A 16,203-nucleotide genomic window follows, 5' to 3' on the forward strand; every position below is an offset into this window, starting at 1 on the left:
AACAAGAAAGCTGCCATTGGGCAGCTTTCTTTTTATCAAAAGGTTCGCAAATTACAGAGAGCTTGCGTTTTCAGCAAGGTAAGCCGCCACACCAGCAGTGCTTGCGTTCATACCTTTGTCGCCTTTTTCCCAACCAGCAGGACAAACATCACCATGCTCTTCGTGGAATTGCAGTGCATCGATCATACGCAACATTTCGTCAACGTTACGGCCTAATGGCAGATCGTTAACCACTTGGTGACGTACCATACCTTCTTTGTCGATCAGGAATGAACCACGGAACGCAACACCTGCTTCTGGGTGTTCAACATCATATGCTTTACAGATGTCGTGTTTAACGTCAGCCACTAAAGTGTATTTCACTTGGCCAATACCACCCTTTTCAACTGGGGTGTTACGCCATGCATTGTGAGTAAATTGAGAATCGATAGATACACCGATCACTACCACACCACGCTTAGTGAACTCTTCCATGCGGTGATCGAACGCGATCAACTCTGATGGACAAACGAAAGTGAAGTCAAGTGGATAGAAAAATACAACCGCAGGCTTGCCTTTGATGGCTGCAGTTAAGTTAAAGCTATCGACGATTTCGCCAGAACCTAATACAGCTGCAGCAGTGAAATCAGGAGCCGGACGGCCTACTAATACGCTCATTTTATATCTCCATCTATGAGTTGAACTAACTATAAAGTAAAACATCTCCCAAACACGCTTGCGCAAATTTACGCAAGTGCTTTTGAGAGCGCTTACCAATCAAATCTTTAGGCATTATAAGTCGTGTGCTCTGCCTTACAACCTATTTAAGACCAATATCACATTTTTCAAGGGTATTTTGACATTACTGCTTAAGGATAGAGCAATCTTTGCCACAGATAGGCGTTGTAAGCCACATTCGTCTAACAGCAAAAACCCACCCAATTCACATTCTCAGATATTTTTCAGATTAAGGCTCGGTAAACTGGACAGACATGGCCTTTGCAGTCAAAAATAACCCTTTTGGTTTACAGAATTAAGAAATTGTCTATGAATGCAGTCGTTATTGCTGTGTGTTTAATGTTAGCCCTCAGTTTAGCAAGGGTGAATGTGGTTGTTGCGCTCACTATCAGTGCCCTGGTTGCAGGTTTAGTCGGGGGAATGGATCTGCATCGCACCATTGATGCCTTTAACACGGGATTAGGTGGCGGCGCACAAATCGCCCTCAGCTATGCCTTACTGGGTGCGTTTGCGGTGGCATTATCCCATTCAGGCTTAACAACACTGATTTCAAACTCGATCATTAAAAGCCTTGGCCGAGAGCCCAATGCAACAAACACCAATTGGGTGCGCTGGTTGCTATTATTATCATTGCTGGCAATGTCGATGGCATCGCAAAATATCCTGCCAATCCATATCGCCTTCATTCCGATTTTAGTGCCACCACTCTTGCATGTGATGACCAAACTGAATATCGACCGCCGCTTGGTCGCCTGTGTGCTGACCTTTGGTCTTGTCACTACCTATATGATTTTACCCGTGGGTTTTGGTGGAATTTTCTTAAATGATATTTTGTTATCCAACCTGACAAGTAATGGCTTAGTCGCTGTGCGTGACCAAATTCCCCCTGCCATGTTGATCCCCGCAGCGGGCATGGTGGTCGGTTTATTGATCGCTGTTTTTGTCAGTTATCGCAAGCCACGGGTATATGATGAAACTAAAGTTCTCAGTGCCGAGCCAGAAGAAAAACTGAATAAGCGCAATATCGTTATCGCTGCATTAGCCATCCTTGCCACCTTGTTTGTGCAGCTAGAGACAGATTCAATGATCTTCGGCGCCTTAGTCGGCTTTATGATCTTTAGTTTCTCGGGCGCTCTAAAACACGTAGCCGACCAAGATATCTTTACTCAGGGTGTGCGCATGATGGCCAACATCGGTTTTATCATGATCTCCGCCGCGGGTTTTGCCGCAGTTGTGAAAGAAACCGGTGAAGTCGGTACGCTGGTTTCATCATTAAGCTCGTTGATTGGCGACAATAAAGCCCTCGCCGCCTTTTTGATGTTAGTCGTGGGTCTCTTAATCACGATGGGAATTGGGTCTTCATTTTCAACCATTCCGATTATCGCGACCATTTATGTGCCCTTGGCGCTAAGCTTTGGGTTTTCAGTACCCGCAACCATCGCGCTAGTAGGTACAGCTGCTGCTTTGGGAGATGCAGGCTCTCCAGCGTCAGACTCGACACTTGGCCCAACATCCGGCTTAAATGCCGATGGCCAACACGATCATATCCGCGATAGCGTTATCCCAACCTTTATTCACTACAATATTCCCTTGTTAGTCTTTGGTTGGATTGCCGCCATGGTGCTCTAAGACATAAAGATTTAAGCAAAAGCGTGGTAAAGCCACGCTTTTTTATGATTGGATTTTATTGATTTCACTTTTCGCTTTACCGCAGGACATCATCGCCAGCATGACCTCTTTTTTGTGCCTTATCCGCATAGAGCGCTTTGTCTGCAGCCTGTAATACCGCATCAAAGGATGAGTAGTCTGTCGAATCCGCGACACCGCAAGATACAGTCAGCATATTTAAAAAATGTCGTTGTGCAATATTATCCTTTAATTTATCAGCAAGTTGTAACGCTTTAGCAACAGGACAGTTGGCTAAAATCACTACAAACTCATCACCTCCTGTGCGGATAAGTATGTCGCTTTCTCGAAAAACGGCTCGCATGGCTTCTACAATTTGCATAATCGCCATGTCACCCAGTTTATGGCCATAACTATCGTTAATGGTTTTGATCTTATCGCCATCAATACAAATCACCGCATACTGCGAAGCAATGACAGCCTTAAAAATCAGCGTTTCATAGACTTTTTTATTGTAGATTTTGGTTGAAGGGTCTAACAGCATAGCCTCTCTAAAACGCTGACGATCAACTCGCAACTGTTTAATATTATTAAGTTTGATTTGATAAATCATGATAACTGTACTGAGTAACAACCATAGGGGAAAATACAACATAACAAAACGTAGCACACTGATTTTATAGGTTAAAAAACTCAGATTATCTAAATGATCACTCATAGCGTAAAACAAAAAATCCGGCGTGATCCGCGTCCAGAGACTATCTCCCGTAATCACAATTTCAGTGCCATAACCCGAGTGTTGGATTTCAAATACTTTTCCTTGCATAAAATCCGATGCCATGAATGATGTATCGGCAATAACATCCCCTAAAAGGTGTTCAGGCTCATGGGAGGATGAAATGGGTGCTGCCATAGATAAAATAATATCCCCAGTTATTTCATCAAGATAAGGCGTAGATAACACAATATCATCCGCTAAGGATTCAGCCGAAGCATCCTTGCTGCAATATTTTAGGCGCTGACAAAACTCATTTGCGGAATTTTGCTTATTCATTAAACGGCTTTTCACCTCTTCAGGAAGAGGTGTTGCAACATAGAATGCATTGCTTTTGTAAAGGCCAATATAAATAAACGCGTCCCTAACTGCGATTTTCTTGCTCGAATACAGGTAGTCAAAATAACGAATAATCTGCTCTTCTTCCGGCAGCAAGGTGCCTCCGGGTGGCAGTAATAAGCGTGATGGGTCAAGCTTAACGGGGGCCAGTAGGGTACTATCAAAATCAATAATATCATGTAGATACAATGACTTACCCAGCAATTCAACATAGCTTGGCACCACATGTTTTGCCCGTACAAAGTTTGTAAATGCCCTATGTTCCTTATCAATTTTTAAGGGCAAAAGGGTGAGTAGCAGTACAATAAATACCAAGGTTGCCAATAAACAGGATTGACGAACACAAGGCCAACTGAGTTTTGAGCCCATTAGCATCCCCGATGGTTACCATAGTTAAACTCGATTTACTGCAACCAACTGCGCACCGTCGACGCCTTATGTTGAAATAAATCTTATTGTTAACTTTAGAACGTGTCGGCAAAAATGGTATTACCCAAAAACAAAAAGGGAGCCAAAGCTCCCTGATTACATAGAGATGGCATTCAAGCCATCAGGATATTATTTAGTACCAAAAATCTTATCACCAGCATCACCTAAACCAGGCAGGATATAGCCCTTCTCGTTCAAGCATCTATCAATTGCTGCAGTATAAAGCTCTACATCAGGATGAGCCGCTTCAAGCGCCTTTATTCCTTCTGGAGCTGCCACAAGTACCAAAGCTTTAATCGAAGTACAACCACGTTTTTTGAGTAAGTCGATGGTCGCAATCATTGAGCCGCCCGTCGCGAGCATGGGGTCAACGATAAGTGCGATACGTTCGTTCATGTCGCTGGCAAGCTTTTCAAAGTAAGGCACTGGCTCTAAGGTTTCTTCATCGCGATAGATACCCACAACCGAAATACGCGCACTTGGAATATGCTCAAGTACACCATCCATCATGCCTAAGCCCGCACGTAGAATAGGCACCACAGTGACTTTTTTACCCTTGATCTGATCCACATCAACCGGACCATTCCAACCTTCAATCGTAACAGTTTCGGTTTCGAAATCTGCGGTAGCTTCATAGGTTAATAAGCTGCCCACTTCAGCGGCTAGCTCACGGAAACGTTTAGTGCTAATGTCACCTTCACGCATTAAGCCGATTTTGTGACGCACTAACGGGTGTTTAACCTCGACAACTTTCATTTTTCTCTCCTACTATTGTTCGCGAATTATCTTAGGCAAATTTTTCAGATTTTAGATGATTTGTTTATTTGGTAAAACATAAAGTTTTGCCATTCGATCTAATCGTGAGCAATATCCCAAGAAAGGTTACCTATCGCTTAAGATACGCCCACTGACGCACTATTTTATGACCAATCACAGGATAGAAAATGTGAAATATCCCCCTGTGAAGCTAAAAAAACTCCGTAGATACTGATAAATCCAAATCATGACTTTCGACCCCTAGCACAAGCTGATAGAATACGGCCGCATAAAAATCCAATAACGATGTACCCGAGAGGATCCTCCGTGAGCACTCCTACCCCACTGAGCTATAAAGACGCCGGCGTTGATATTGATGCTGGTAATGCACTGGTAAATAACATTAAAGCAGCTGTTAAACGTACCCGTCGTCCAGAAGTTATGGGCAACTTAGGTGGTTTTGGCGCATTGTGTGAATTACCCACTAAATACAAACAACCTGTTTTAGTGTCAGGCACCGATGGTGTTGGTACTAAATTGCGTTTAGCTATCGATTACAAAAAACACGACACCGTCGGTATCGACTTAGTAGCCATGTGTGTGAACGACTTAATCGTTCAAGGCGCAGAGCCGTTGTTTTTCCTCGATTACTATGCAACAGGCAAGCTCGATGTTGAAACAGCAACCGCTGTTGTTAATGGCATCGGCGAAGGTTGTTTCCAATCTGGTTGTGCGTTAATCGGCGGTGAAACCGCTGAAATGCCAGGCATGTATGAAGGCGAAGATTACGACCTCGCAGGTTTCTGTGTGGGTGTGGTTGAAAAGGCCGACATTATTGATGGGAGTAAAGTCGCTGCGGGTGATGCACTGATCGCCTTAGCTTCAAGTGGTCCTCATTCAAATGGCTATTCATTAGTTCGTAAAGTATTAGAAGTCAGCCAAGCGGACCCTCAACAGGATCTCAATGGCAAGCCATTGATCCAACATCTGTTAGAACCAACCAAAATTTACGTTAAATCATTGCTTAAGCTGATTGAAGCATCAGACGTGCACGCCATGGCGCACATCACTGGCGGCGGTTTCTGGGAAAATATCCCCCGCGTACTACCTGAAAACTGCAAAGCCGTTATCCAAGGTGATTCATGGCAATGGCCTGCGGTTTTCAGTTGGTTAATGGAAAACGGCAACATTGCAGAATATGAAATGTACCGTACCTTTAACTGTGGTGTCGGCATGATTGTTGCGTTGCCAGCTGATAAAGTCGATGCCGCCCTTGCTCTGCTTGCAGCCGAAGGCGAACAAGCTTGGCTTATCGGTGCAATCGCCGCGCGTGAAGGCAATGAAGAGCAAGTGGAGATCCTGTAATGCCCCAAAGCTGTCGTGTAGTTGTGTTAATTTCCGGAAATGGCAGTAATCTGCAAGCGGTTATCGACGGTTGTGACGATAATTTGCAGGCCGAAGTTGTCGGAGTGATCAGTAATAATCCCGATGCCTATGGCCTAGTTCGCGCCCATCATAGTGAAATTGATACCAGCTGCGTGATAGCTCGCCCAGGTGAATCTCGCTCTGATTACGATGCACGTTTACTGGCAGCGATTGAACAATACCAACCCGATCTTATTGTGTTGGCCGGATTTATGCGCATTCTAACCAATGATTTCGTAAATCACTATTTAGGTCGTATGATCAATATCCATCCTTCATTGCTGCCCAAATTTACCGGATTAAACACCCACCAGCGCGCCATTGATGCCAAAGAAACTGAACATGGCGCAAGCGTGCATTTTGTCACGCCAGAGCTGGATGCCGGCCCGGTAGTTTTACAGGCAAAAGTGCCCGTTTATGAAGACGATACAGCAGAGATGCTCGCCGCCCGTGTCCACGAGCAAGAGCACGCCATTTACCCCCTCGTGGTGAAATGGTTCAGCCATCAACGTCTCAACATGCAAGATGGTCAAGCCTATCTTGATGGCACGCTTATCGGACCTAGCGGCTACGCTCCCGATTAATTTCTGAATATTTGAAAAAGAGACCTTTAAGGTCTCTTTTTTTTTCGCAATGACATCACAAAACCATTGTTTTATGAACAAATGTGGCATTAGATAAGCTAACGAAAAGTGATTTTGTTCGGCATACAAGAGATTATTAGATGAAAAATATTATCTGCGATATCGATGGTGTACTACTGCACGACAATAAACTGATCCCCGGCAGCGATAAATTTATTCAGCGCATTCTCGAGCAAGGCAATCCCCTTGTTATTCTCACCAACTATCCGGTGCAAACGGGCAAAGATCTGCAAAATCGCCTCAGCGCCGCAGGAATCGACGTGCCCGAAGAATGTTTTTACACCTCGGCGATGGCCACCGCCGACTTTTTAAAGCACCAAGAAGGCAGCAAAGCCTTTGTGATCGGTGAAGGCGCCCTCACCCATGAACTCTATAAAGCCGGTTTTACCATTACCGACATTAATCCCGACTTCGTGATTGTCGGCGAAACCCGCTCCTATAACTGGGATATGATCCATAAAGCCGCCGGATTCGTCGCCCGTGGCGCCCGTTTTATCGCCACCAATCCCGACACCCATGGCCCCGCTTACAGTCCCGCCTGCGGCGCCCTGTGTTCGCCCATTGAACGAATTACTGGTAAAAAACCCTTCTATGTAGGCAAACCAAGTTCATGGATTATCCGTTCCGCTCTCAATCATATTGATGGTCACTCCGAAAATACGGTGATCATCGGCGACAATATGCGCACCGATATTCTGGCGGGCTTTCAAGCAGGACTTGAAACCATTCTGGTCACCAGCGGTGTAAGTAAGCTTGAAGATATCGATAAAGAGCCTTTCCGCCCGAACCATGTGTTTGCCTGCGCTGGCGATATCGATGTGGTTTAACTCTTCTCTATTTAATTAAGCTCATTTCCCAATATGTGCCCAGTGCTTAAAGCGCTGGGCACCATAAACTAAATAGAGGCTGTTCATAATCCTGTGTCAGGTTAATTTCACAAATCAACGTGGTTTTCTAAGCGCCCCTTAAAAAGGATTGAAATCTGTGACAGTGTCAAATTCCAATTGTGGATCAAGTTGCTAGTAACACCTCTAGAACGGCATCACAAACCTCATTTTAAAACAGCTAGTTACCTCCCAACTTCTTGCCATATCTTGCTAACGCGATAGAATGCTCCTAATAACATTGTTTTGTGAGGCATGGATGGAAAAGCAAGAGATCATTGAAAAGTTAGTTGAACTTAAAGATAGGCTTATAGAGGATGTTTATCAGGCGTATAGCCGTAATACATCTGATTACGGTCATGAACGTTACAATGCTTGGAAAAAATCCGTTACTAAGTTCTTAAACCAATATATCCCTAACGAAGTCCAACGTTTTAATGAGAAAGCAAACCCTACATATGGTGTATTCCTACGCCGTAACGGTATGTCATACCATGATTTTTTCTGGAAAACTGATGGTAGCGCTATGAATGCCTATCTTGAAAGTTTAATTCTTGATATACAAAATGATGACTATGATTTCACCCCAATCAACAAGGAAGTTCAAGACGTGAAGACTATACCTGAAGCTAAATCAAAAAAAGTGTTAATCGTGCATGGGCATGATGAAGCAGCAAAATATCGCACTGAAGCATTTCTTCGTAAGCATGGTTTTGATCCAATTATTTTGCATCTCAATGCAAGTAAAGGTGACACTATCATTAAAAAGCTTGAACGTTTAGCTGAAGGCGTTGGTTACGGTATTGTCCTATATACTCCTGATGACATGGGTGAAACAAAGGTTAAGGCTGTCCAACATGAGCTACAACCCAGAGCGCGTCAAAACGTTGTTTTTGAACACGGTTACTTGATGGGGCTTATTGGTAGACCAAATGTTGCAGCTATTGTTGAAGGCTATGTAGAAAAACCCAGCGATATTGACGGTGTCGTTTACATACCAAGTAGTAACTGGGAAATAGACCTATTGAGAGAACTACACGAAGCTGGTTACCCTATAAATCCCGCTAATCTTTAGCTTTATACCGATTAAAGCCCTTGCTAAACACATCTGTTTTTTGTTGTTATTGTAAGGGTTAACCCATTTTATCAGGCTTGCTCATAACCGACATTAATCCCGATTTTGTGATTGTTGGCGAAACCCGCTCCTACAATTGGGATATGATCCATAAGGCCGCCGGATTCGTCGCCCGTGGCGCCCGTTTTATCGCCACCAATCCCGACACCCATGGCCCCGCTTACAGCCCTGCCTGCGGCGCGCTGTGTTCGCCCATTGAACGAATTACTGGTAAAAAACCCTTCTACGTAGGCAAACCCAGCTCGTGGATTATCCGCTCCGCGCTCAATCATATTGATGGTCACTCGGAAAACACTGTGATCATCGGCGACAATATGCGCACCGATATTCTGCGGACTTGAGACCATTCTAGTCACTAGCGGCGTAAGTAAGCTTGAAGATATCGATAAAGAACCCTTCCGCCCAAATCATGTGTTTGCCTGCGCCGGCGATATTGACGTGGTTTAAACCTCAAACTGCTCGCTTCTCAGCGCCTTAGCGTGCTGAGAAGCGCCACTGACTTTAACATTAAGTAACATTTTTGCCGCTGTACTTCCCTTGTACCCCATTGCCGCTTGCTTCATGATAACCCGCGACATACCCCTTTGATATTCGCGTTAAACACGCCCTAAAAACAACAGTAGGATTAACCTATGCGACGTTTGTATCCTGTCTGCGCGCTAGCCATGCTCAGTGCCTGCAGCCCCAATTCGGCCCAGCCCGATGCCAACAGCAGTGCAGCACTTAAACCCGTGCAAATGAATGAAGCACGCTTTAGAAACGATATTAAAAACCTTTCCTCCGATGAGTTTGAAGGCCGTGCGCCGACCACTCAGGGTGAAAAACTCACCTTGGATTATTTATCCAAAGCCTTTACAGAGATGGGACTTAAAGGTGCCTACCAAGGCAGCTTTTTACAACCTGTGCCTATGGTGAGCTATACCGCAGATGAAGCGCAGCAAGTCACGTTGGCAGGATTACCCTTTAAATACCGTCAAGATCTGGTGCTCAGCAGTCGCCATGATAACGGTGGCGTTAACATTGAGAACGCGCCACTGGTATTTGTTGGCTACGGTGTTAATGCACCTGAATATGCTTGGAACGATTACCAAGATCTCGACATGAAAGGCAAAATAGCGGTGATCTTAGTGAACGATCCCGGTTTTGCCCGTCCAGATTCAGGCAAATTTAATGGCAAAGCCATGACCTACTACGGTCGCTGGAGTTATAAATTTGAAGAAGCTAGCCGCCAAGGTGCGCTCGGCGCGCTACTCATTCACGATACTGAACCTGCATCTTATCCTTGGTCAGTGGTCGAAAACAGTTGGACAGGACCGCAGCAGGATTTAGTCCTTAGTAAAGCCGAGCAAGATAGCCGCGTCCAAGTTGAAGGTTGGTTAACCTTAGATACCGCCACAAAACTGTTTGAAAAGGCCGGCCTATCTCTTCCTACGCTAATGGCTCGCGCCGCCGATAGCCCAATTAACTTACCCCTTGAGCAAACGGCCAATATTGCCTTTAAAAACAAAGCAGAATACGCCAATAGCTATAACGTTGTTGCCACTCTTGCCGGTTCGCAGCAAGCCGATGAACATATCCTGTTCACGGGCCACTGGGACCATATTGGCAAAGATGACAGTAAAGAAGGCGATAAAATTTACAATGGCGCAATGGATAACGCTTCCGGTATTGCCGGCATTTTAGAAATCGCCAGACAACTTGCCGACAATGCCACACAAGGCCACGGTTTAGCCCGCTCAGTAACGTTTATCGCCACCACAGGCGAAGAGCAAGGTTTGCTTGGCTCACGTTATTATGCCGCTAATCCTATCTATCCGATTGATAAAACGGTGGCGGTACTCAATCTAGATAGCACCAATATCTATGGAAAAACCAAGGACTTTACCATAGTCGGTAAAGGCAAATCTGAGCTTGAGAACTACCTAATCGATGCCGCCAAACAACAAAACCGCATTGCTTTAGGTGAAAAAAATCCAGCTTCGGGCGGTTTCTTCCGCTCTGATCACTTCAGCTTCGCCAAACTCGGCGTACCTGCGGTCTTTGCCGGAGGCGGTAGTGAGCCTATCGATGCGGCAACCGCTGACTATAAGACTCAAATGCAAGCAACCATGAAAGGCTGCTATCACAATGTCTGCGATGAATACCGTGAAGACTGGGATTTGAGTGGTGCGATTCAAGATCTGGAAGTTTACTATCAAGTGACTCGCGAGTTAGGTAATAGTCAAGATTGGCCTGGGTATTATCCAGGCACTGAGTTTAACAATCTTCGCCCCGCCAAAACTCCACTTGCCAAGGCCGCAAACTAAACAGCTCTAGCAGAGCGATGTTAATGCTAAAACAGTCGTATAAGGCACCATGAAGGTGCCTTATTATTTTACCGAGCCGCCTCACTTTACCAACGCGATTAACCTTGACTGCTGCATTAGGCTCAAGACTGCCAACAAGCTGCTTATAAAATCAGCAGTGCTTACTCTTAAATCACTATCTTGCTCACATTTATGATGATTTTCTCAAAAACGGTTTTTCTTGAGTGAACATTACATATTTGCCAATATCCCACTTTGCAATCCACAACCAAAAACACTTTATGTATAAAAAAGCGAAATTAATTAGATAATATTCAATCAAAGTCATTTTAAAGACAGAACAAACTCATCTAAAACACCAAAAAACGAATAAATCATCAAAAATAAAATTTGGCAAAATCCCGAATCGCTGGCACATTGATACTCAATTGAGACATCCTCAAATGAAATGCAGTGGTTTAGGAGTGGGATTATGTGTTCGATTTTTTCAATTTTAGATATTCAATCCGATGCAAAAGAGCTGCGTCAAGTCGCACTAGAAATGTCCAAACTGATGCGCCATCGCGGCCCCGATTGGTCAGGCATTTACGCCAGCGATAAAGCTATTTTGGCCCACGAACGCTTGGCCATTGTCGATATTGAACATGGCGCGCAGCCACTGCTAACCGAAGACGGCAGCCTTATCCTCGCAGTCAATGGTGAAATCTATAACCACAAAGAACTCAAAGCCCAGTTAGGCGATAAGTACAGCTATCAAACCAACTCAGATTGCGAAGTTATTCTGGCGCTGTATCAGGAATATGGCACTGAATTTCTTGATAAATTAAACGGTATTTTCGCCTTCGTACTCTACGACAAAGCCAAAGACGCCTACCTAATTGGTCGCGATCATATGGGTATCATCCCGCTCTACACGGGTCGTGATGCGGCAGGTAACCTCTATGTCGCCTCTGAAATGAAAGCACTGATGCCAGTGTGTAAAACCGTGGAAGAATTCCAGCCGGGCCAATACTTATACTCAAGCGATGCTGCGGCAGTGAAATACTACACTCGCGATTGGCAACAGTATGATGCAGTTAAAGATAATGGCGCCAGCCAAGAAGAATTGCGTGAAGCTCTAGAAGCTGCAGTTAAGCGCCAATTGATGTCCGATGTACCTTACGGGGTATTACTCTCCGGCGGTTTAGACTCATCGGTGATCTCGGCTATCACCCAGACATTTGCTAAACGTCGCATCGAAGATGACGGTGAAACGGGCGCTTGGTGGCCGCAGCTACACTCCTTTGCTGTCGGTTTAAAAGGCGCACCGGATTTAATCGCTGCCAAAAAGGTTGCTGATGCCATTGGAACGATTCACCATGAGATCAACTTTACCTTCCAAGAAGGGCTAGATGCGATTAAAGAAGTGATTTATCACTTAGAAACCTATGATGTCACCACCATTCGTGCGGCCACACCAATGTATTTAATGGCACGAAAAATCAAGGCGATGGGCATTAAAATGGTGCTCTCTGGCGAAGGCGCTGATGAACTCTTTGGCGGCTACTTATACTTCCACAAGGCGCCAAACGCACAGGCTTTCCATGAGGAATTAGTCCGTAAGCTGGATAAACTGCATCTGTTCGATTGCCTGCGCGCCAACAAAGCCATGGCCGCATGGGGACTCGAAGCCCGTGTGCCCTTCCTCGATAAGGAATTTATGGATGTGGCGATGCGAATCAACCCTGAGGCAAAAATGTCTAAGGATGGCCGGATTGAGAAACACATTCTGCGTCAAGCCTTTGAGCATAAATTGCCCAAAGAAGTCGCCTGGCGCCAAAAGGAACAATTCAGCGATGGCGTGGGTTACTCTTGGATCGATGGTTTGAAGGCCCATGCCGCAGAGCAAGTAGACGATTTGCAACTGGCCAACGCGAAGTTCCGCTTCCCCTATAACACGCCAGAAACCAAAGAAGCCTATTTCTACCGTTGTTTCTTTGAGGAGCATTATCCATTGCCAAGTGCCGCCGAAACGGTTCCTGGGGGCAAGTCGGTCGCCTGCTCAACCCCAGAAGCACTGGCCTGGGATGAAAGTTTACGGGGTATTATCGACCCATCAGGCCGAGCCGTACGCTCTGTACATGCTGCGAGTTATTGATTAGCCGTTAAAATGACAAAGCCATCCTAGGATGGCTTTAATATTACTAAGTTAACACGAGTCGCCGTAAGGCTTAAAAGATAGTCTCATCCAATTGAGTTAACATCTCACTTGCCTGCTCCAATTGCTTACGTAGGCTACGACTCTGCACTGCCCAATACGCCATATAAAAATCAGCGGTTTTCAATTTAGCCTGATAGAAACCCACTTCTTCAGTGCCATTGTCGAGTGCAGTCAGCGCAATATTCGCCATTCGCGCCCACATCCACGCTAAAGCGGTAATACCGAACAACTCAAGATACGCCATCGATGCCGCGCCGATAATATCAGGATTGCTGGCCGCATGGGTCGCTAAATAGCCACTTGCCTTTTGTAAATCGGTAGCGCAATCCATTAGTCCACTCACATAGGGCTGCATTTGGGCATCTTTGCCTTGTGATTGGATAAATTCAGTGACCAGCGTTGACCATTGCTGCATAGCCGCACCACGGTCGCTCAGCAGTTTACGGCCGACTAAATCGAGCGCCTGAATACCATTTGTACCTTCATAAATCAGTGCAATACGGCTATCACGCACAAATTGCTCCATGCCCCATTCGTGAATATAGCCATGACCACCAAACACTTGCTGCGCATCCACACAGGCATTAAAGCCTCGGTTAGTGATAAATCCCTTCACCACAGGCGTAAACAAGGCCGCTAATTGCGAGGCCGCTTTGGCTTTTGCAGGATCGCTATGGCGCTCAGCTTCATCCAACCACAACGCCTGTTGCCCTACAAGTGCGCGGGCGCCCTCATTAAAGGCCTTTTGTGATAACAACATTCGGCGCACATCACCATGTACCAAAATGGGATCAGCCGCTTTTTCAGGGGCTTTCGCCCCACTAATAGCACGGCTCTGTAATCTGTCCTTGGCGTAAGCCAACGCATTTTGATAAGCGATTTCGGAGACGCCTAATCCCTGCATCCCTACCCCAAGGCGAGCTTGATTCATCATGGTAAACATGGCGCGCAGCCCTTGGTGCGGTTCTCCCACTAACTCACCGAGTGCGCCATCAAATACCATCACACAGGTTGAGTTACCGTGGATGCCCATTTTATGTTCAAGACCACTGGCATACAGGCTGTTAGCTTGACCTAAACTGCCATCACTGTTGACTAACACTTTTGGCACAGCAAAGAGTGAAATCCCCTTCACGCCTTCGGGAGCATCAGGTAAGCGCGCTAAGACTAGGTGGACTATGTTATCGGTGAATGGATGATCGCCCGAGGAGATAAAAATCTTCTCGCCGGTGATAGCAAAGTAGCCGTCCGCCGCTGGCACGGCCTTAGTGCGCAGCAGTGCTAAGTCGGTTCCCGCATGGGATTCGGTCAAATTCATGGTGCCGGTCCATTCACCACTCACCAATTTAGGTAAATACTTTTGTTTTAATGCCTCACTACCGTGAGCATGAATGGCTGAGTAAGCGCCATGGGTAAGTCCTGGATACATAGCAAAGGCCATGTTGGTCGAGGTTTGCATTTCGGTGACGAAAATCCCAACCACTTCGGGTAGCCCTTGACCACCAAATGCGGGATCGCAGGTCAATGTCGGCCAGCCATTATCGACAAATTGCTGATAGGCGTCGGCAAAGCCTTCTGGGGTAACAACGTTACCCTCCACTAATTTGCAGCCTTGCACATCACCGATACTATTTAATGGCAACATCACCTCTGTGCTGAAATCCGCCATACCTTGCAGGATAGCATCGACCAGTTCGGGATCGATTTCATCGAAGCCTTTTAGGGCATCTTGCTGATAAATATGCAACATTTCATCGAGGATAAATTGATAGTCACGCAGTGGTGCTTGATAGACTGGCATAATGGCTTCCCTTTCTTGTTTTATGGCAATGTACTAAGTGCTCTGACCACTTTAGCTAAATCTGTTGAAAAAGAAAGCATCTCTCCTTGGGTTGAGTGACTTTTGTTTGCCCAGTCGAACAGCAAAACCGTAAATTGATCGCAACAAAGGCTTATGCTCAAGCGCAAAAGTTTGTAAGCTAAGTGTCGGTATTGCTGATACGTCATCAGGTTGAGGATATTGTTGCTATGGGTTCTGTTACCACCAAAAAACACGCAAACGGGCTCGATTATGTCGAAGTGAACACGGCATTATGCCAAGCGAGAATTTTTTTACAGGGCGCGCAAATCGACCATTTTCAACCTGTCGGTAAGCCCCCATTGTTATGGGTTTCCTCCGCCGATGACTATCAACCCGGAAATGGGATCCGTGGTGGTGTACCTGTATGTTGGCCATGGTTTGGCATGAGCAGTGAAGCCAATTTCCCACAACACGGTTTTGCTCGCACCCGAGTTTGGGCGCTAGAATCAGTTGAGATGCGTAATCAATTGGTGGATTTGCGTTTCAGCTTAACCATCAGCGAAGAAGATAAGGTCTTTTGGCCGCACAATACCCAAGTCAACGTACTCTTTACCTTAGGTGAAACGTTAAGTATCAGCTTGATTAATACCAACCTTGGTGATGTACCCGTGAGCCTCACTCAAGCGCTACACAGCTATTTTCCGATTGAAGATATTCACCAGCTTAAAGCGACAGGATTTAGCGGTGCTCAATATATTGAGTTTGCTAAAGGCCCATACCCGCAAACCACAGATGACGTGTTATTTGACCGTGAAACCGACCGCGTTTACACCAACCTAGGCCCAGTACAACACTTACATACGCCAAAAGGTATAATTGAAGTAAGCCGTGAGAATAGCCGCTCGGCGGTGCTGTGGAACCCGTGGATTGAAAAATCGACCCGGCTTGCCCGCTTCAATGACAATGACTATCTGACCATGGTGTGTTTAGAAGCCGCCAATGTGCTTGAAGATAAGCTCACTCTCGCTCCTGGTGAAAGCCACAGCCTTATCACCCATATTCGCTGGGCAGACTAATTGGACTCTTATCGATAACCCCATCAATGCAAAAGCCCAGTGAATGACTGGGCTTTTTTAATGTCATCAAACTTATGATGGCCATCTATT

Annotated in this window: 13 protein-coding genes and 1 pseudogene; 9 read left to right on the forward strand and 5 right to left on the reverse strand. The window is 45.7% G+C overall.

The features are described 5' to 3' along the window. Window positions 1-51 precede the first annotated feature (51 nt). Complete coding sequence (locus SO_RS12765) at window positions 52-657, reverse strand: peroxiredoxin (RefSeq protein ID WP_011072695.1); 606 nt, start codon at window positions 655-657, stop codon at window positions 52-54. Between the two features lie 369 nt (window positions 658-1,026). On the opposite strand from SO_RS12765, the gene SO_RS12770 reads away from it, so the two are divergent. Next, window positions 1,027-2,346: a Na+/H+ antiporter family protein gene (locus SO_RS12770; protein WP_011072696.1), complete on the forward strand. Its 1,320-nt coding sequence runs from the start codon at window positions 1,027-1,029 to the stop codon at window positions 2,344-2,346. 76 nt (window positions 2,347-2,422) lie between these two features. Here the strand turns inward: SO_RS12770 and SO_RS12775 are convergent, their stop codons facing one another. Both SO_RS12775 and upp read right to left on the reverse strand, forming a co-directional pair. Next, complete coding sequence (locus SO_RS12775) at window positions 2,423-3,826, reverse strand: GGDEF domain-containing protein (RefSeq protein WP_011072697.1); 1,404 nt, start codon at window positions 3,824-3,826, stop codon at window positions 2,423-2,425. A 189-nt stretch (window positions 3,827-4,015) separates the two neighbouring features. Continuing rightward, the gene (upp, locus tag SO_RS12780; protein ID WP_011072698.1) at window positions 4,016-4,642 is read right to left on the reverse strand and encodes a uracil phosphoribosyltransferase; all 627 of its coding nucleotides are present in this window, start codon (window positions 4,640-4,642) and stop codon (window positions 4,016-4,018) included. A gap of 327 nt (window positions 4,643-4,969) precedes the next feature. Here upp and purM point away from each other — a divergent pair, with 327 nt between their 5' ends. The 5 genes and pseudogenes from purM to SO_RS12805 form a co-directional block, all read left to right on the forward strand. Next, window positions 4,970-6,007, forward strand: coding sequence for a phosphoribosylformylglycinamidine cyclo-ligase (gene purM / locus SO_RS12785; protein WP_011072699.1), 1,038 nt, complete (start codon window positions 4,970-4,972; stop codon window positions 6,005-6,007). After that, window positions 6,007-6,651 (forward strand): phosphoribosylglycinamide formyltransferase, encoded by a 645-nt coding sequence (gene purN, locus SO_RS12790; RefSeq protein ID WP_011072700.1) that lies wholly within the window; start codon window positions 6,007-6,009, stop codon window positions 6,649-6,651. The genes purM and purN overlap by 1 nt, the downstream gene beginning before the upstream one ends. Before the next feature lie 140 nt (window positions 6,652-6,791). Beyond that, window positions 6,792-7,538, forward strand: coding sequence for an HAD-IIA family hydrolase (locus SO_RS12795; protein WP_011072701.1), 747 nt, complete (start codon window positions 6,792-6,794; stop codon window positions 7,536-7,538). A 316-nt stretch (window positions 7,539-7,854) separates the two neighbouring features. Then, window positions 7,855-8,670, forward strand: a complete 816-nt coding sequence (locus SO_RS12800) for a TIR domain-containing protein (RefSeq protein WP_011072702.1) — start codon at window positions 7,855-7,857, stop codon at window positions 8,668-8,670. A 71-nt stretch (window positions 8,671-8,741) separates the two neighbouring features. After that, a pseudogene (locus tag SO_RS12805) lies at window positions 8,742-9,177 on the forward strand (HAD hydrolase-like protein); the annotation flags it as partial. Here the strand turns inward: SO_RS12805 and SO_RS23405 are convergent. Next, a complete protein-coding gene (locus SO_RS23405) occupies window positions 9,174-9,308 on the reverse strand; it encodes a hypothetical protein (protein ID WP_274544322.1) in 135 nt (44 codons plus the stop codon). The pseudogene SO_RS12805 and the gene SO_RS23405 sit on opposite strands and share 4 nt — an antisense overlap. 54 nt (window positions 9,309-9,362) lie before the next feature. Here SO_RS23405 and SO_RS12810 point away from each other — a divergent pair, with 54 nt between their 5' ends. Together SO_RS12810 and asnB are read left to right on the forward strand one after the other, a co-directional pair. Then, window positions 9,363-11,036, forward strand: a complete 1,674-nt coding sequence (locus tag SO_RS12810) for a M28 family metallopeptidase (RefSeq protein WP_011072703.1) — start codon at window positions 9,363-9,365, stop codon at window positions 11,034-11,036. A 472-nt stretch (window positions 11,037-11,508) separates the two neighbouring features. Further along, complete coding sequence (gene asnB / locus SO_RS12815) at window positions 11,509-13,173, forward strand: asparagine synthase B (RefSeq protein WP_011072704.1); 1,665 nt, start codon at window positions 11,509-11,511, stop codon at window positions 13,171-13,173. Window positions 13,174-13,246: 73 nt separating this feature from the next. On the opposite strand, the gene SO_RS12820 is transcribed toward asnB, so the two are convergent. Continuing rightward, window positions 13,247-15,037: an acyl-CoA dehydrogenase C-terminal domain-containing protein gene (locus SO_RS12820; protein ID WP_011072705.1), complete on the reverse strand. Its 1,791-nt coding sequence runs from the start codon at window positions 15,035-15,037 to the stop codon at window positions 13,247-13,249. Between the two features lie 227 nt (window positions 15,038-15,264). Here SO_RS12820 and SO_RS12825 point away from each other — a divergent pair, with 227 nt between their 5' ends. Beyond that, window positions 15,265-16,113 (forward strand): D-hexose-6-phosphate mutarotase, encoded by an 849-nt coding sequence (locus SO_RS12825; protein ID WP_011072706.1) that lies wholly within the window; start codon window positions 15,265-15,267, stop codon window positions 16,111-16,113. The last annotated feature ends 90 nt before the right edge of the window (window positions 16,114-16,203 follow it).

It is taken from the genome of Shewanella oneidensis MR-1, from assembly GCF_000146165.2.
In the GTDB taxonomy this organism is placed as follows: Bacteria; Pseudomonadota; Gammaproteobacteria; order Enterobacterales; family Shewanellaceae; genus Shewanella; species Shewanella oneidensis.